16 protein-coding genes are annotated in these 16926 nt (G+C 70.8%); 15 read left to right on the forward strand and 1 reads right to left on the reverse strand.

Features of this window, described 5'->3' with window-relative positions:
• Positions 1–250: 250 nt before the first annotated feature.
• The 15 genes from pgsA (at position 251) to ACFYVL_RS25435 (ending at position 15508) form a co-directional block, all read left to right on the forward strand.
• Positions 251–907, forward strand: a complete 657-nt coding sequence (gene pgsA, locus ACFYVL_RS25365; RefSeq protein WP_389248529.1) for a phosphatidylinositol phosphate synthase — start codon at positions 251–253, stop codon at positions 905–907.
• Positions 904–1860 carry a phosphatidylinositol mannoside acyltransferase gene (locus ACFYVL_RS25370; protein ID WP_389248531.1) on the forward strand — a complete coding sequence of 319 codons (957 nt, stop codon included), beginning with the start codon at positions 904–906 and terminating at the stop codon, positions 1858–1860. Before pgsA ends, ACFYVL_RS25370 begins: the two co-directional genes overlap by 4 nt.
• Positions 1857–3032, forward strand: coding sequence for a glycosyltransferase family 4 protein (locus ACFYVL_RS25375; protein WP_389248533.1), 1176 nt, complete (start codon positions 1857–1859; stop codon positions 3030–3032). Before ACFYVL_RS25370 ends, ACFYVL_RS25375 begins: the two co-directional genes overlap by 4 nt.
• Positions 3033–3075: 43 nt before the next feature.
• Entirely contained in the window at positions 3076–3621 is a 546-nt protein-coding gene (locus ACFYVL_RS25380; RefSeq protein ID WP_389248535.1) for a hypothetical protein, read from the forward strand.
• Positions 3622–3840: 219 nt separating this feature from the next.
• Positions 3841–4776 carry a pyridoxal 5'-phosphate synthase lyase subunit PdxS gene (gene pdxS, locus ACFYVL_RS25385; RefSeq protein WP_389248749.1) on the forward strand — a complete coding sequence of 312 codons (936 nt, stop codon included), beginning with the start codon at positions 3841–3843 and terminating at the stop codon, positions 4774–4776.
• A 5-nt stretch (positions 4777–4781) separates the two neighbouring features.
• Positions 4782–5375, forward strand: coding sequence for a pyridoxal 5'-phosphate synthase glutaminase subunit PdxT (gene pdxT, locus ACFYVL_RS25390; protein ID WP_389248537.1), 594 nt, complete (start codon positions 4782–4784; stop codon positions 5373–5375).
• Between the two features lie 62 nt (positions 5376–5437).
• On the forward strand, positions 5438–6193 hold the full coding sequence (locus ACFYVL_RS25395; RefSeq protein WP_389248539.1) for a YebC/PmpR family DNA-binding transcriptional regulator: 756 nt from the start codon (positions 5438–5440) through the stop codon (positions 6191–6193).
• Positions 6194–6321: 128 nt separating this feature from the next.
• Complete coding sequence (ruvC, locus tag ACFYVL_RS25400) at positions 6322–6888, forward strand: crossover junction endodeoxyribonuclease RuvC (protein WP_389248541.1); 567 nt, start codon at positions 6322–6324, stop codon at positions 6886–6888.
• Positions 6885–7514, forward strand: a complete 630-nt coding sequence (gene ruvA / locus ACFYVL_RS25405; protein WP_389248543.1) for a Holliday junction branch migration protein RuvA — start codon at positions 6885–6887, stop codon at positions 7512–7514. The genes ruvC and ruvA overlap by 4 nt, the downstream gene beginning before the upstream one ends.
• A 47-nt stretch (positions 7515–7561) precedes the next feature.
• Positions 7562–8632, forward strand: coding sequence for a Holliday junction branch migration DNA helicase RuvB (gene ruvB / locus ACFYVL_RS25410; RefSeq protein WP_389248545.1), 1071 nt, complete (start codon positions 7562–7564; stop codon positions 8630–8632).
• A gap of 164 nt (positions 8633–8796) precedes the next feature.
• A complete protein-coding gene (gene yajC, locus ACFYVL_RS25415) occupies positions 8797–9267 on the forward strand; it encodes a preprotein translocase subunit YajC (protein WP_389248547.1) in 471 nt (156 codons plus the stop codon).
• A 147-nt stretch (positions 9268–9414) separates the two neighbouring features.
• Positions 9415–11184: a protein translocase subunit SecD gene (gene secD / locus ACFYVL_RS25420; RefSeq protein WP_389248549.1), complete on the forward strand. Its 1770-nt coding sequence runs from the start codon at positions 9415–9417 to the stop codon at positions 11182–11184.
• A gap of 1 nt (position 11185) precedes the next feature.
• Positions 11186–12274: a protein translocase subunit SecF gene (secF, locus tag ACFYVL_RS25425; protein WP_389248551.1), complete on the forward strand. Its 1089-nt coding sequence runs from the start codon at positions 11186–11188 to the stop codon at positions 12272–12274.
• A complete protein-coding gene (locus ACFYVL_RS25430) occupies positions 12271–12819 on the forward strand; it encodes an adenine phosphoribosyltransferase (RefSeq protein WP_389248553.1) in 549 nt (182 codons plus the stop codon). The genes secF and ACFYVL_RS25430 overlap by 4 nt, the downstream gene beginning before the upstream one ends.
• Positions 12820–13036: 217 nt before the next feature.
• A complete protein-coding gene (locus tag ACFYVL_RS25435) occupies positions 13037–15508 on the forward strand; it encodes a RelA/SpoT family protein (protein WP_389248555.1) in 2472 nt (823 codons plus the stop codon).
• A gap of 85 nt (positions 15509–15593) precedes the next feature.
• On the opposite strand, the gene ACFYVL_RS25440 is transcribed toward ACFYVL_RS25435, so the two are convergent.
• Entirely contained in the window at positions 15594–16823 is a 1230-nt protein-coding gene (locus ACFYVL_RS25440) for a DUF349 domain-containing protein (RefSeq protein ID WP_389248557.1), read from the reverse strand.
• Positions 16824–16926 lie beyond the last annotated feature (103 nt).

The raw sequence follows: 16926 nt of genomic DNA on the forward strand, positions 1-16926 counted from the left end.
GCGGACATGACGAGCCGCAGCGGCGTGGCGGCACCGATGACGCCCGCGGTCATTCGAGCTTTCCACTCGGGTCACTGTGCGTCCATACCCCGGTGCGCTCCGCCGTACGGCGCCACGCCGGGTGCCGCCATCTGCCCTAGGGACACGGCGCCCGGCCGGGTGCCCGACGGTGGAGCGGGGCCGCCGTGGCTACGATGGGCCAGCCGGTGGCCATAGGGGCCGCTCGGCCCACCGACCCCTCGGGAAGGCCATGCTGAACAAGTACGCGCGTGCATTCTTCACGCGTGTCCTCACACCGTTTGCCGCATTTCTGCTCCGACGCGGAGTCAGCCCCGATGCGGTCACGCTCATCGGTACGGCCGGAGTGATGGCGGGTGCGCTGGTCTTCTTCCCACGCGGGGAGTTCTTCTGGGGCACCATCGTCATCACCCTCTTCGTCTTCTCCGACCTCGTTGACGGCAACATGGCCAGGCAGGCCGGGGTGTCCAGCCGGTGGGGCGCGTTCCTCGACTCCACGCTGGACCGGGTCGCCGACGCGGGCATCTTCGGCGGACTCGCCCTCTGGTACGCGGGCAACGGCAACGACAACGTGCTGTGCGCGGTGTCCATCTTCTGCCTGGCGAGCGGTCAGGTCGTGTCGTACACCAAGGCCCGCGGCGAGGCGATCGGGCTGCCGGTCGCGGTCAACGGGCTCGTCGAGCGGGCGGAGCGCCTGGTGATCACACTGGTCGCCGCGGGTGTCACGGGGCTGCACAAGTTCGGGCTGCCGGGGGTCGAGGTGCTGCTGCCGATCGCGCTGTGGGCCGTCGCCGTCGGCTCGCTGGTGACGCTCGGGCAGCGGGTGGTGACCGTACGGCGGGAGTCGGCCGAGGCGGACGCCGCGACCGGGAACGGAGCGGCGTCGTGAGCGAGCCCGGAGCGACCTCCCCGAAGACCGCCGAGGAGCCGGTGAGCGCCAAGGACAAGCTGGTCGACGGCCTGTACGGGCTCGGCTGGGGCGGGGTGAAACTGCTGCCCGAGCCGGTCGCGGCGGGGCTCGGCCGACTGATCGCCGACCGGGTCTGGAAGCGGCGCGGCAAGAGCGTGCTGCGGCTGGAGTCCAACCTCGCCCGGGTCGTGCCGGACGCGAGCCAGGCGCGGCTCGCCGCCCTGTCCAAGGCCGGCATGCGCTCGTACATGCGGTACTGGATGGAGTCCTTCCGGCTGCCCACCTGGAAGCCGGAACGTATCGCCGCCGATGTCCGCATCCGGGACGGCCACCGCATAACGGAGGCCCTCGCATCGGGCCAAGGCGTGGTCCTCGCCCTGCCGCACATGGGCAACTGGGACCTCGCCGGGGTCTGGGTGACCTCCCACCTCGGCCACCCCTTCACGACCGTCGCCGAGCGGCTCAAGCCGGAGACGCTGTACGACAGGTTCGTCGCCTACCGCGAGAGCCTCGGCATGGAGGTCCTGCCGCACACCGGCGGCTCCGCCTTCGGCACGCTCGCCCGGCGGCTGCGGGCCGGCGGGCTGGTGTGCCTGGTCGCCGACCGGGACCTCTCCGCGTCCGGCGTCGAGGTCAAGTTCTTCGGCGAGAGCGCCCGGATGCCCGCCGGTCCCGCGATCCTGGCCCAGCAGACGGGCGCGCTGTTGCTGCCGGTCACCCTCTGGTACGACGGTCCGAAGGTGATGAGCGGACGGGTCCACCCGCCGGTGGACGTGCCCGGGACAGGCACGCGGAGCGAAAAGACGTCAGAGATGACACAGGCGCTGGCCGATGCCTTCGCCAGCGGGATCGCCGAGCACCCGGAGGACTGGCACATGCTGCAACGACTGTGGCTGGCTGACCTGGAGACACGGCCGGAGGGACAGGAGTGAGGGTCGGGATCGTCTGCCCGTACTCCTGGGACGTGCCGGGCGGCGTCCAGTTCCACATCCGGGACCTGGCCGAACACCTGATCCGGCTGGGCCACGAGGTGTCCGTGCTCGCCCCCGCGGACGACGAGACCCCGCTGCCGCCGTACGTCGTCTCGGCGGGGCGTGCCGTTCCGGTTCCGTACAACGGCTCGGTGGCCCGGCTCAGCTTCGGGTTCCTGTCGGCGGCCCGGGTGCGGCGCTGGCTGCACGAGGGCGAGTTCGACGTGGTGCACATCCACGAGCCGGCCTCGCCGTCGCTCGGGCTGCTGACCTGCTGGGCCGCGCAGGGGCCGATCGTCGCCACCTTCCACACCTCCACCGCGCGCTCCCGCGCGATGATCGCCGCGTACCCGATCCTGCAGCCGGCGCTGGAGAAGATCAGCGCCCGGATCGCGGTCAGCGAGTACGCGCGGCGCACCCTGGTCGAGCACCTGGGCGGAGACGCGGTCGTCATCCCCAACGGCGTCGACGTGGGCTTCTTCGCCGACGCCGAGCCGAAGCCGGAGTGGCAGGGGCGGACCCTCGGCTTCATCGGCCGCATCGACGAGCCGCGCAAGGGGCTGCCGGTGCTGATGCGGGCGCTGCCGAAGATCTTCGCCGAGTTCCCGGACGCCCGGCTGCTGGTCGCGGGCCGCGGCGACGAGCAGGAGGCGGTCGCCTCGCTGCCCGCCGAACTGCGCCCGCGCGTCGAGTTCCTCGGCATGGTCAGCGACGAGGACAAGGCGAGACTGCTGCGCAGCGTCGATGTGTACGTGGCGCCCAACACCGGTGGCGAGAGCTTCGGCATCATCCTGGTCGAGGCCCTGTCGGCGGGCGCGCCGGTGCTGGCCAGCGACCTCGACGCCTTCGTGCAGGTGCTCGACCAGGGCGAGGCGGGCGAGGTCTTCGCCAACGAGGACGCCGAGGCGCTCGCCGCCGCCGCCGTCCGCCTGCTCGGCGACGAGAAGCGGCGCACCGAGCTCAGCTCGCGCGGCAGCGCGCACGTGCGCCGGTTCGACTGGTCGACGGTCGGCGCGGACATCCTCGCGGTGTACGAGACGGTGGCCGACGGGGCCGCCTCGGTGGCCTCGGTGCCGGCCGGGGGAGGCCTGCGGGCGGGGCGGCGGGGCCGCTTCGGGCTGGGCCGGGAGTAGCGGCGCTCCCGGCGGCAAGGGCTCGCCCAGGTAGCCTCGCCGGGTGACCGCAACCCTCATCTGGATCATCGTCGGCCTCGTCGCGATCGGGCTCTACCTCAGTTGGACCGCGGGACGGCTGGACCGGCTGCACGCCCGTCTGGACGCCTCCCGCGCCGCGCTGGACGCGCAGCTGCTGCGGCGCGCCTCGGTCGCCCAGGAACTGGCGACCTCCGGGGTGCTCGACCCGGCCGCGTCGATCGTGCTGTACCAGGCGGCGCACGCCGCCCGGCAGGCCGAGGAGGAGCAGCGGGAGGTCGCCGAGAGCGAGCTGAGCCAGGCGCTGCGGGCGGTCTTCGGCGAGGTGGAGCAGGTGGAGGAGCTGAAGGCGGCCGAGGGCGGCGAGGAGGCCGCGGGGGAACTGGCTGCCGCGGTGCGCAGGGTGCCGATGGCCCGGCGGTTCCACAACGACTCGGTGCGGGCGGCGCGGGCGCTGCGGCGGCACCGCAAGGTGCGGTGGTTCCGGCTGGCCGGACACGCGCCGTTCCCGATGGCCTTCGAGATGGACGACGAGCCTCCGGTGGCACTGGCCGACCGGCCGGGGACGTAGAACCTCGTACCGGAGGGGGACGTGGAACCCCGTACCCGGCCCGGGACGCACAACCCCGTGTCCGGGCTGGGGCCCACCGCGGGGCCCCTCGCGGCGCACCAGCAGCGGAAAACGAGCCACCGGGTGTTCATTGGCCCTTGCAGTGGACTGGTCGCAGACGGTTTTCTCGGGGTGCAAGAACCCTCTTCACCCAGCGAGGTCCCCGTGTCGAGCAAGTCCGTGAAGCCGTCCAAGTCGTCGAAGGCCGCCAAGTCGGAGAAGTCCGCGAAGGCCGCCGCCACCGGCACCGACCGCGTCAAGCGCGGCATGGCCGAGCAGCTCAAGGGCGGCGTGATCATGGACGTCGTCAACGCCGAGCAGGCGAAGATCGCCGAGGACGCCGGCGCCGTCGCCGTCATGGCGCTGGAGCGGGTCCCCGCCGACATCCGCAAGGACGGCGGAGTGGCCCGGATGTCCGACCCGAACATGATCGAAGAGATCATCGAGGCCGTGTCCATCCCGGTCATGGCGAAGTCCCGGATCGGCCACTTCGTCGAGGCCCAGGTCCTCCAGTCGCTCGGCGTCGACTACATCGACGAGTCCGAGGTACTCACCCCGGCCGACGAGGTCAACCACTCCGACAAGTGGGCCTTCACCACCCCCTTCGTCTGTGGCGCCACCAACCTGGGCGAGGCCCTGCGCCGCATCGCCGAGGGCGCGGCCATGATCCGCTCCAAGGGCGAGGCCGGCACCGGCAACGTCGTGGAGGCCGTGCGCCACCTGCGCCAGATCAAGAACGAGATCGCCAAGCTGCGCGGCTTCGACAACAACGAGCTGTTCGCCGCCGCCAAGGAGCTGCGTGCCCCCTACGAGCTGGTCAAGGAGGTCGCCGAGCTCGGCAAGCTCCCCGTGGTGCTGTTCTCCGCCGGTGGTGTGGCCACCCCGGCCGACGCCGCGCTGATGCGCCAGCTCGGTGCCGAGGGCGTCTTCGTCGGCTCCGGCATCTTCAAGTCCGGCGACCCGGCCAAGCGTGCCGCCGCCATCGTCCGCGCCACCACCTTCTTCGACGACCCGAAGATCATCGCGGACGCGTCGCGGAACCTGGGCGAGGCCATGGTCGGCATCAACTGCGACACCCTCCCCGAGGCCGAGCGCTACGCCAACCGGGGCTGGTAACTCGCATGAAGGCCAACCCCGTTGTCGGCGTCCTGGCCCTCCAGGGCGACGTACGGGAGCACCTGGTCGCCCTGGCCGTGGCCGACGCCACGGCCAGGGAGGTCCGGCGTCCCGAGGAACTCGCCGAGGTCGACGGCCTGGTCGTCCCCGGTGGCGAGTCCACCACCATCTCCAAGCTGGCCACCCTCTTCGGCCTGCTGGAGCCGCTGCGCGAGCGCATCGCCGCGAGCATGCCGGTCTACGGCACCTGCGCCGGGCTGATCCTGCTCGCGGACAAGATCCTCGACCCGAGGTCCGGTCAGGAGACGCTCGGCGGCATCGACATGATCGTCCGCCGCAACGCCTTCGGACGGCAGAACGAATCCTTCGAGACCACCGTCGACGTCACCGGAGTCGAGGGCGGCCCCGTCGAGGGCGTCTTCATCCGCGCACCGTGGGTGGAGTCGGTCGGGGCCGAGGTGGAGGTGCTCGCCGAGCACGGCGGTCACATCGTCGCCGTACGGCAGAACAACGCGCTCGCCACCTCCTTCCACCCGGAACTCACCGGCGACCACCGGGTGCACGCGATGTTCGTGGACATGGTGCGCACCGCCACGTGACGGTATCCCGGTAGGATCTCTGCCGAACGCAGCAGAATTGGTTACGCGAAGGAGACAGGCAGATGTCCGGCCACTCTAAATGGGCTACGACGAAGCACAAGAAGGCCGTGATTGACGCCAAGCGCGGCAAGCTCTTCGCGAAGATGATCAAGAACATCGAGGTCGCGGCGCGCACGGGCGGCGCCGACCCGGCGGGCAACCCGACCCTCTTCGACGCCATCCAGAAGGCCAAGAAGAGCTCGGTCCCGAACAAGAACATCGACTCCGCCGTCAAGCGCGGCGCCGGCCTGGAGGCCGGTGGCGCCGACTACGAGACGATCATGTACGAGGGCTACGGCCCCAACGGTGTCGCGGTGCTCATCGAGTGCCTCACCGACAACCGCAACCGTGCCGCCTCCGACGTCCGCGTGGGCATGACCCGCAACGGCGGCTCGATGGCCGACCCGGGTTCCGTGTCCTACCTGTTCAACCGCAAGGGCGTCGTCATCGTCCCCAAGGCCGAACTCTCCGAGGACGACGTGCTCGGCGCGGTCCTGGACGCCGGCGCCGAAGAGGTCAACGACCTCGGCGAGACGTTCGAGGTGCTCAGCGAGGCCACCGACCTGGTCGCGGTCCGCACCGCCCTCCAGGAGGCCGGCATCGACTACGACTCCGCCGAGGCCACCTTCGTCCCGACCATGCAGGTCGAGCTGGACGAGGAGGGCGCGCGCAAGATCTTCAAGCTGATCGACGCGCTGGAGGACAGCGACGACGTCCAGAACGTCTTCGCCAACTTCGACGTCAGCGACAAGGTCATGGCGGCGATCGACGCCGAGTAGGCGCCGGCCACCGGTACGACGACGGGCCGACGGGGAACACTCCCCGTCGGCCCGTCGCGTTGCCGCCCCTGATTGTCAGTGCGAGCCGATAGCCTGCACAAACAGGTGAGCGAGAAAAAGGGGGAGTCATGCGGGTGCTGGGTGTGGACCCCGGGCTGACCCGGTGCGGTGTCGGTGTCGTGGAGGGCGTGGCGGGCCGGCCGCTGACCATGCGCGGGGTCGGTGTCGTACGCACCCCCGCCGACGCCGAACTGGGGCTGCGCCTGGTCGCCATCGAGCAGGGCATCGAGCAGTGGCTCGACGAGCACCGCCCCGAAGTCCTCGCCGTGGAGCGGGTGTTCAGCCAGCACAACGTGAGCACCGTGATGGGCACCGCCCAGGCCAGCGCGGTCGCCATGCTGTGCGCGTCCCGGCGCGGCATCCCCGTCGCCCTGCACACCCCCAGCGAGGTCAAGGCCGCCGTCAGCGGCAGCGGCCGGGCCGACAAGGCACAGGTCGGCGCGATGGTGACCAGGCTGCTGCGGCTGGACGCCCCGCCCAGACCCGCCGACGCCGCCGACGCCCTCGCCCTCGCCATCTGCCACATCTGGCGGGCCCCCGCACAGAACCGGCTCCAGCAGGCGGTGGCCGCACACCGCTCCCGCACCGCTCCCGTCCGTACCGCAAGCACCGTCAGGAAAGGCCGCACCTCATGATCGCCTTCGTCAGTGGCCCGGTGGCCGCACTCGCCCCCACCACCGCGGTGATCGAGGTCGGCGGCATCGGCATGGCCGTCCAGTGCACCCCGAACACCCTCTCCACGCTCCGCACGGGCCAGGACGCCAGGCTCGCCACCTCCCTCGTCGTACGGGAGGACTCGCTCACGCTCTACGGCTTCGCGGACGACGACGAGCGGCAGGTCTTCGAACTGCTCCAGACCGCCAGCGGCGTCGGCCCCCGCCTCGCCCAGGCCATGCTCGCCGTGCACAGCCCCGACGCCCTGCGGCTCGCGGTCTCCACCGGCGACGAGAAGGCGCTCACCGCCGTCCCCGGCATCGGCAAGAAGGGCGCCCAGAAGCTCCTGCTCGAACTGAAGGACCGGCTCGGCGAACCGCTCGGCACCTCGGGACACGTCGGCGCCCAGCGAGTCGCGTCCGGCCCCGCCCCCTGGACCGAGCAGCTCACCGCCGCCCTCATCGGACTCGGCTACGCCTCCCGCGAGGCGGAGGACGCGGTGACCGCCGTCACCCCGCAGGCCGAGGCCGCGCTCGCCGAGGGCACCCAGCCGCCCGTGCCCCAGCTGCTGCGGGCCGCCCTCCAGACCCTCAACCGCACCCGCTGATCCGCGCGGTCCCGACGCAGAACCCCCGACCCGAGAGCGATCCGTACATGAACTGGGACGAGACCGGACCCGACAGCGACCCCCGGCTGGTCGACTCCGCCGCCGACGGCGAGGACCAGGCCGTCGAGGCCGCACTGCGCCCCAAGGACCTGGGGGAGTTCGTCGGCCAGGAGAAGGTGCGCGAACAGCTCGACCTGGTGCTGCGGGCCGCCCGCGCCCGCGGCGCCACCGCCGACCACGTCCTGCTGTCCGGCGCCCCCGGCCTGGGCAAGACCACCCTCTCCATGATCATCGCCGCCGAGATGGGCGCCCCGATCCGCATCACCAGCGGCCCCGCCATCCAGCACGCGGGCGACCTCGCGGCGATCCTCTCCTCCCTCCAGGAGGGCGAGGTCCTCTTCCTCGACGAGATCCACCGGATGTCCCGCCCGGCGGAGGAGATGCTCTACATGGCGATGGAGGACTTCCGTGTCGACGTCATCGTCGGCAAGGGCCCCGGCGCCACCGCCATCCCGCTGGAACTGCCCCCCTTCACCCTGGTCGGCGCCACCACCCGGGCCGGGCTGCTGCCACCGCCGCTGCGCGACCGCTTCGGCTTCACCGGACACATGGAGTTCTACGAGCCCGCCGAACTGGAGCGCGTCGTGCACCGCTCGGCCCGCCTCCTCGACGTGGAGATCGGCGCCGACGGGGCCGCCGAGATCGCCGGCCGCTCCCGCGGCACCCCCCGCATCGCCAACCGGCTGCTGCGCCGGGTCCGCGACTACGCTCAGGTGAAGACCGACGGCGGCATCATCGACAAGGAGATCGCCGCCGCGGCCCTCAAGGTGTACGAGGTGGACCCGCGCGGCCTGGACCGGCTCGACCGGGCCGTCCTCGGCGCACTCCTCAAGCTCTTCGGCGGCGGCCCGGTCGGCCTGTCAACCCTGGCGGTCGCCGTCGGGGAGGAACGCGAGACCGTCGAGGAGGTCGCCGAGCCCTTCCTGGTACGGGAAGGACTTCTGGCCAGAACTCCACGGGGACGGGTGGCCACCCCCGCAGCATGGGCGCACCTGGGCCTCGTACCGCCCCAGCAGGGCGCCGGCAGAAGCGGACAACCGGGTCTGTTCGGGACGTGACGGTGTGGAGGGCACCCCGTCAGGAACCTGGGTGCGATGCTGGGCGTTGTTCCATGTAGGTGGACTCGCTTAGACTCCGCCGATGCCGACCGTCCAGGTAGGCATCGCCCGCCCCCGTAGATCAGGCCGCTTCAGTTGCGGTCGTGCGAAGGAATTTCCGTCCCGTGAATATCGTGACCCTCCTCCCCTTCATCGTGCTCATCGGGGCCATGTTCCTGATGACCCGGTCCGCCAAGAAGAAGCAGCAGGCGGCTGCGCAGATGCGCAACGAAATGCAGCCCGGCACCGGTGTCCGGACCATCGGCGGCATGTACGCCACGGTCAAGGAGGTTCACGACGACACGGTCCTTCTTGAGGTCGCCCCCGGCGTCCACGCCGTGTACGCGAAGAACGCCATCGGTGCCGTCCTCGACGACGCCGAGTACAACCGCATCGTGCACGGTGAGGAGGCCGCCGCCGAGCTCGACGCCGACACCCCGGTCGTCCCGGACGACGCCTCCTCGCTGACCGGCCCGGACGACGCTCCCGCCGACGACGCCCCCCGTATCGACCTGGGCAAGAAGCCCGAGGCCGACGAGCCGGCCGCCGACGTCGAGCCCAAGGACAAGAAGTCCGACGAGGGCGACGCGAAGTAGTCACTTCCGCGGGCCGCGGCGCCACCCCGAGGCGCGCCGCGGTCCGCGGACCGTGCCGGTCTCCGTGGGGGCCGGCGCCCCCACAACACTTCGTGGCCGCATCGACGCACACCCCGCGCGTGCGGTTGGACAGGGAGAAACGAGAAGGTGGCAGCACCGAAGAAGGGCCGCAGGCCGGCGGGGGCCCCCAGCAGGCCGGGCCGCGCCCTGGCCCTGATCACGATCCTCATCCTCGCCCTCGCGGGCGGGATGTTCGCGTCCGGGCACACCACCCCGCGCCTGGGCATCGACCTGGCCGGCGGTACGAGCATCACGCTCAAGGCGCAGAACGAGCCCGGCCAGCCGAACGCGATCAACAAGACCAACATGGACACCGCGGTCGGCATCATGGAGCGCCGTGTCAACGGCATGGGCGTCTCCGAGGCCGAGGTTCAGACCCAGGGCAACGACCACATCATCGTCAACATCCCCAAGGGCACGAACTCCAAGCAGGCCCGTGAGCAGGTCGGTACGACCGCCAAGCTCTACTTCCGGCCGGTGCTGACGGTCACCCAGGGCTCCCCGCTGCCCGACCCGTCGAAGACCCCGAAGCCGACCCCGTCCGCCACGGGCAAGGACAAGGACAAGCCGGCTGCGAACGACCCCAAGGACAAGGGCAAGGGCACGCCGTCCCCGACGGCCACCGCCACCTCCCAGGGCCGTGCCGTCACCGACGCGCTGAAGGCGCCGACGCCGACCCCCACGGGCAGCGCGGGTGCCAAGACCCCGGACCCGAAGAAGACGACGCCGCCCGCCCCGGACCCGGCCACCCAGAAGCTCGAAAAGGCCTTCGCCGCGCTCGACTGCAACAACTCCGAGCAGCGCGAGGCGGCCGGCGACGGCATCAAGCCGACCGAGCCGACGATCGCCTGTGGCCTGGCCACCGACAACAAGACCTGGGAGAAGTACATCCTGGGTCCGGCCGAGCTCGAAGGCACCGACGTCAAGAAGGCCGGCGCGCAGTTCGACCAGCAGCGCGCGATCTGGATCGTGAACATGGAGTTCACGAAGGCCGGCTCGGAGAAGTTCTCCAAGACGACCAGCAAGCTGATGAGCCAGCAGCCGCCGATGAACCAGTTCGGCATCATCCTGGACGGCAACGTCGTCTCCGCGCCCTCGGTGCGCACCGTGCTCAGCGGCAGCGCCGAGATCTCCGGCAGCTTCAACCAGGAGTCCGCCCAGGAGCTCGGCAACATCCTCTCCTACGGCTCCCTGCCGCTGACCTTCAAGGAGGAGACCGTCACCACGGTCTCCCCGGCCCTCGGCGGCGACCAGCTCCAGGCGGGTCTCATCGCCGGCGCCATCGGTCTCGCGCTCGTGATCATCTACCTGGTGGTCTACTACCGGGGCCTCGCGTTCGTCGCGATCCTCAGCCTCCTGGTCTCCGGCATCCTCACCTACACGATCATGGCGCTGCTCGGCCCGGCCATCGGCTTCGCGCTGAACCTGCCGGCCGTCTGCGGTGCGATCGTCGCGATCGGTATCACCGCCGACTCGTTCATCGTGTACTTCGAACGCATCCGGGACGAGATCCGCGACGGGCGCACCCTGCGTCCCGCCGTGGAGCGGGCCTGGCCGCGGGCCCGGCGCACCATCCTGGTCTCCGACTTCGTGTCGCTGCTGTCCGCCGTGGTGCTCTACGTCGTCACCGTCGGCAAGGTGCAGGGCTTCGCCTTCACCCTGGGTCTGACCACCCTGCTCGACGTCGTCGTGGTGTTCCTCTTCACCAAGCCGCTGATGACGGTCCTCGCCTCGAAGACGAAGTTCTTCGGCAACGGCCACAAGTGGTCCGGACTCGACCCGAAGCGGCTCGGCGTCCAGCCCCCGTTGCGCCGTACCCGCCGTGTGTCCGCCCCCACCGAACCGAAGGAGGCGTGAGATGTCGCGACTCGGCAACATCGGCGCCAGGCTCTACCGCGGCGAGGTCGGCTACGACTTCGTCGCCAAGCGGTGGCTCTGGTACGGAATCTCCGTCCTGATCACCGTCGTCGCCATCGCGGGCCTCGCCTTCAAGGGCCTCAACATGGGCATCGAGTTCCAGGGCGGCGCACTCTTCACCACCCCGCCCACCTCGGTCACCGTCGAGCAGGCCAAGGAGGACGCGGAGAAGGCGTCCGGCCACGACGCCATCGTGCAGAAGCTCGGCAACGGCACCCTGCGCATCCAGGTCGGCGGCCTGGACACCGCCACCGCGGCCCCGGTCACGGAGAAGCTCGCGCAGGACCTCGACGTCCCCGCCGACAAGATCAACACCGAGCTGGTCGGCCCCAGCTGGGGCGAGCAGATCGCCAACAAGGCGTGGACCGGACTCGCGGTCTTCATGATCCTGGTGGTGATCTATCTCGCCATCGCCTTCGAGTGGCGGATGGCCGTCGCCGCCCTCGTCGCACTGGTCCACGACCTCACGATCACCGTCGGCATCTACGCCCTGGTGGGCTTCGAGGTCACCCCCGGCACCGTGATCGGTCTGCTGACCATCCTCGGTTACTCCCTCTACGACACCGTCGTCGTCTTCGACGGTCTCAAGGAGGGCGCGAAGGACATCACCAAGCAGACCAAGTACACCTACAGCGAGATCGCCAACCGCAGCCTCAACGGCACCCTGGTGCGTTCCATCAACACCACGGTCGTCGCCCTGCTGCCGGTCGCCGGTCTGCTGTTCATCGGTGGCGGCGTACTCGGCGCGGGCATGCTCAACGACATCTCGCTCTCGCTGTTCGTCGGCCTCGCGGCCGGTGCCTACTCCTCGATCTTCATCGCCACTCCGCTGGTCGCCGACCTGAAGGAGCGCGACCCGCAGATGAAGGCCCTGAAGAAGCGCGTCCTGGCCAAGCGGGCCGCCGCTGCCGCCAAGGGAGAGACGGACGACGGCGCCGACGCCCCCGAGGACGCCGTCGCGGCCTCCGCGTCGGGCGTCGTGGGCCCGCGTCCCGGGCGTGGCCGCAGCACCCAGGGGAAGCGCCGATGAGCACCGCCGACACCACCCGCGAGCTGCTGCTGCGCTGCATCAGGGACGTCCCGGACTACCCGAAGCCGGGTGTCGTCTTCAAGGACATCACCCCGCTGCTCGCGGACCCGGAGGCCTTCACCGCCCTCACCGACGCCCTCGCGGAGCTGTGCGTCAAGCACGGCGCCACGAAGGTCGTCGGCCTGGAGGCCCGCGGCTTCATCCTGGCCGCCCCCGTCGCGGTCCGCGCGGGCCTCGGCTTCATCCCGATGCGCAAGGCCGGCAAGCTCCCCGGAGCGACGCTCTCGCAGAGCTACGAGCTGGAGTACGGCACCGCCGAGATCGAGGTGCACGCCGAGGACCTCGCCCCGGGCGACCGGGTCCTGGTCATCGACGACGTACTGGCCACCGGCGGCACCGCCGAGGCCTCGCTGGAGCTGATCCGGCGGGCCGGGGCCCAGGTCGCCGGGGTCGCCGTCCTGATGGAGCTGACCTTCCTCAACGGCCGCGCCAAGCTGGAGCCCGCCCTCGCGGGCGCTCCGCTGGAGGCACTGATCGAGGTCTGAGGAACCGGGCCGAGCGTCCGTGCACCCGCGCGGACACGGCCGAGGCGGGCCACCGGGGCAACCCGGGGCCCGCCTTTCCCTTGTCCTGACTCCCGGCCCAGGAAGAACGCGGAGCCAAGGATCGATACCATGGGCGTTCCGGACCCGACCGGGAAGAACCTGAACCGGACGGTCCCGCCGAGGGCCCCGGACTCCAGGACCCGTACGAGGAGCGCTCTTGCCTGACGAGGCCCAGCCAGTCGCCACCCCGCAGCCGGACAAGGCCGCGGCGGGCGCCACGCCCCCGAAGCCCCCGGTCGAGAAGTCCAGGCCGGCGGCGGCTCCCGAGCGCGCGGGCGGCCCGCCCGCACCCGCCCCCGCGGTCCGCCCGGCCGTCCCGGCGGGCGCCACCGCCCGCTCCGGCGGCTCCTCCAACCGCGTGCGCGCCCGGCTCGCCCGGCTCGGCGTCCAGCGCCAGTCCCCGTACAACCCGGTCCTGGAGCCGCTGCTGCGGATAGTGCGCGGCAACGACCCCAAGATCGAGACCGCCACCCTGCGCCAGATCGAGCGCGCCTACCAGGTCGCCGAGCGCTGGCACCGCGGCCAGAAGCGCAAGAGCGGCGACCCGTACATCACCCACCCGCTCGCCGTGACGACCATCCTCGCCGAACTGGGCATGGACCCGGCGACGCTGATGGCGGGGCTGCTGCACGACACCGTCGAGGACACCGAGTACGGACTCGACACCCTGCGCCGCGACTTCGGCGACCAGGTGGCACTGCTCGTCGACGGCGTCACCAAGCTCGACAAGGTCAAGTTCGGCGAGGCCGCGCAGGCCGAGACCGTGCGCAAGATGGTCGTCGCCATGGCCAAGGACCCGCGCGTCCTGGTCATCAAGCTCGCCGACCGCCTGCACAACATGCGCACCATGCGCTACCTCAAGCGGGAGAAGCAGGAGAAGAAGGCCCGCGAGACGCTGGAGATCTACGCCCCGCTCGCCCACCGGCTGGGCATGAACACCATCAAGTGGGAACTGGAGGACCTCGCCTTCGCGATCCTCTACCCCAAGATGTACGACGAGATCGTGCGGCTGGTCGCCGAGCGGGCGCCCAAGCGGGACGAGTACCTGGCCATAGTGACCGACGAGGTGCAGTCCGACCTGCGCTCCGCCCGCATCAAGGCGACCGTCACCGGCAGGCCCAAGCACTACTACAGCGTCTACCAGAAGATGATCGTCCGCGGCCGTGACTTCGCGGAGATCTACGACCTGGTGGGCATCCGCGTCCTGGTCGACACCGTCCGGGACTGCTACGCCGCCCTCGGCACCGTGCACGCGCGATGGAACCCGGTCCCCGGCCGGTTCAAGGACTACATCGCGATGCCGAAGTTCAACATGTACCAGTCGCTGCACACGACGGTCATCGGCCCCAACGGCAAGCCCGTCGAACTGCAGATCCGCACCTTCGACATGCACCGCCGCGCCGAGTACGGCATCGCCGCGCACTGGAAGTACAAGCAGGAGGCCGTCGCCGGCACCTCCAAGGTCCGCACCGACGTGCCCCGGCACAAGGACGACGCCGTCAACGACATGGCGTGGCTGCGGCAGCTGCTGGACTGGCAGAAGGAGACCGAGGACCCCAGCGAGTTCCTGGAGTCGCTGCGCTTCGACCTCTCCCGCAACGAGGTCTTCGTCTTCACCCCCAAGGGCGACGTCATCGCGCTGCCCGCCGGAGCCACCCCCGTCGACTTCTCGTACGCCGTCCACACGGAGGTCGGCCACCGGACCATAGGGGCGCGGGTCAACGGGCGGCTGGTCCCGCTCGAATCGACCCTGGACAACGGCGACCTGGTGGAGGTCTTCACCTCCAAGGCGGACGGGGCGGGTCCCTCCCGGGACTGGCTCGGCTTCGTGAAGTCGCCGCGCGCCCGCAACAAGATCCGAGCCTGGTTCTCCAAGGAACGCCGCGACGAGGCCATCGAGCAGGGCAAGGACGCCATCGCGCGCGCCATGCGCAAGCAGAACCTGCCGATCCAGCGCATCCTCACCGGGGACTCGCTGGTCACCCTCGCGCACGAGATGCGCTACCCCGACATCTCCTCGCTGTACGCGGCGATCGGCGAGAGCCACGTCACCGCGCAGTCCGTCGTGCAGAAGCTGGTGCAGGCGCTCGGCGGCGAGGACGCCGCCAACGAGGACATCGCGGAGAGCTCGCCGCCCTCGCACGGCCGCAGCAAGCGCCGGGCCAACGCCGACCCGGGTGTGGTCGTCAAGGGCACCGACGACGTGTGGGTCAAGCTGGCCCGCTGCTGCACCCCGGTGCCGGGCGACCCCATCATCGGGTTCGTCACCCGGGGCAGCGGGGTCTCCGTGCACCGCGCGGACTGCGTCAACGTGGACTCGCTGTCCCAGCAGCCCGAGCGGATCCTCGAAGTCGAGTGGGCGCCCACCCAGTCGTCGGTCTTCCTGGTCGCCATCCAGGTCGAGGCCCTCGACCGGTCCCGGCTGCTCTCGGACGTCACCCGCGTCCTGTCCGACCAGCACGTCAACATCCTGTCCGCGGCCGTCCAGACCTCCCGCGACCGGGTGGCCACCTCCCGCTTCACCTTCGAGATGGGCGACCCCAAGCACCTGGGGCACGTCCTGAAGGCGGTCAGGGGAGTGGAGGGCGTGTACGACGTGTACCGCGTGACGTCGGCACGGCGTCCTTAAGGGGGTACGCGGAAGGGGCCCCCGGCGCGATGCCGGGGGCCCCTTCCGCGTACGGGCTGCGAAGCCTGTTCCGTACGGCCGGCGATCAGCCGCCGAACTCCTCCAGGCCCTTCATGGCCTGGTCGAGCAGCGCCTGACGGCCCTCCAGCTCACGGGCGAGCTTGTCCGCCTTGGCGTTGTTGCCCGCGGCGCGCGCCGTGTCGATCTGCTTCTGGAGCTTCTCGACGGCGTCCTGGAGCTGGCCGGTCAGACCCGCGGCACGCGCACGCGCCTCCGGGTTGGTCCGCCGCCACTCGTTCTCCTCGGACTCCTGGAGCGCCCGCTCGACGGCCTGCATCCGGCCCTCGACCTTCGGACGTGCGTCGCGCGGTACGTGGCCGATGGCCTCCCAGCGCTCGTTGAGGGCCCGGAACGCGGCGCGCGCGCTCTTCAGGTCCTTCACCGGCACCAGCTTCTCGGCCTCGGTGGCGAGCTCCTCCTTCAGCTTGAGGTTCTCGCCCTGCTCCGCGTCCCGCTCGGCGAAGACCTCGCCGCGGGCGGCGAAGAAGACGTCCTGGGCGCCGCGGAAGCGGTTCCACAGGTCGTCCTCGAACTCGCGCTGGGCGCGGCCCGCGGCCTTCCACTCCGTCATCAGGTCGCGGTAGCGCGCCGCCGTACCGCCCCAGTCGGTCGACTTCGACAGCGACTCGGCCTCGGTGACCAGCTTCTCCTTGGCCTTGCGGGCCTCCTCGCGCTGCGCGTCCAGCGACGCGAAGTGCGCCTTGCGCCGCTTGGAGAACGCCGAGCGGGCGTGCGAGAACCGGTGCCACAGTTCGTCGTCCGCCTTGCGGTCGAGCCGGGGCAGACCCTTCCAGATGTCCACCAGTGCCCGCAGCCGCTCGCCGGCCGAGCGCCACTGCTCGCTCTGCGCCAGCTCCTCGGCCTCGGCGACCAGCTTCTCCTTGGCCACCTTCGCCTCGTCGGCCTGCTTGGCCTTCTCGGCCTTGCGCTCCTCGCGGCGCTGCTCGACCGTCGTGACGAGCGCGTCCAGCCGCTTCGTCAGCGCGTCGAGGTCACCGACCGCGTGGTGCTCGTCGACCTGCGTACGCAGGTGGTCGATGGCGGTCTGGGCGTCCTTGGCCGACAGGTCGGTGGTCTTCACCCGCTTTTCGAGGAGGCCGATCTCGACCACCAGGCCCTCGTACTTGCGCTCGAAGTAGGCCAGGGCCTCCTCGGGAGAGCCCGCCTGCCAGGATCCGACGACCTTCTCGCCCTCGGCCGTACGCACGTACACGGTGCCCGTCTCGTCGACGCGGCCCCACGGGTCGCTGCTCACAGCGCCTCCTCCACATGATGCCTGCGAGGGTTCGTGGCCCCCGGGCATCGTCCACACGTTTTTCAACGTCCACAGTCTGATCGCGGGGCCGAAGACGCCCTGC

This window comes from Streptomyces sp. NPDC004111, from assembly GCF_042874215.1.
In the GTDB taxonomy this organism is placed as follows: domain Bacteria; phylum Actinomycetota; class Actinomycetes; order Streptomycetales; family Streptomycetaceae; genus Streptomyces.

Coding starts and splice junctions, on each gene's coding strand:
- ruvB (WP_389248545.1), top strand. CDS start 7,562: ATGAACTGGGACGAGACCGGACCCGACAGCGACCCCCGGCTGGTCGAC.
- ACFYVL_RS25430 (WP_389248553.1), top strand. CDS start 12,271: ATGAGCACCGCCGACACCACCCGCGAGCTGCTGCTGCGCTGCATCAGG.
- pdxT (WP_389248537.1), top strand. CDS start 4,782: ATGAAGGCCAACCCCGTTGTCGGCGTCCTGGCCCTCCAGGGCGACGTA.
- secF (WP_389248551.1), top strand. CDS start 11,186: ATGTCGCGACTCGGCAACATCGGCGCCAGGCTCTACCGCGGCGAGGTC.
- ruvC (WP_389248541.1), top strand. CDS start 6,322: ATGCGGGTGCTGGGTGTGGACCCCGGGCTGACCCGGTGCGGTGTCGGT.
- ACFYVL_RS25395 (WP_389248539.1), top strand. CDS start 5,438: ATGTCCGGCCACTCTAAATGGGCTACGACGAAGCACAAGAAGGCCGTG.
- pgsA (WP_389248529.1), top strand. CDS start 251: ATGCTGAACAAGTACGCGCGTGCATTCTTCACGCGTGTCCTCACACCG.
- ruvA (WP_389248543.1), top strand. CDS start 6,885: ATGATCGCCTTCGTCAGTGGCCCGGTGGCCGCACTCGCCCCCACCACC.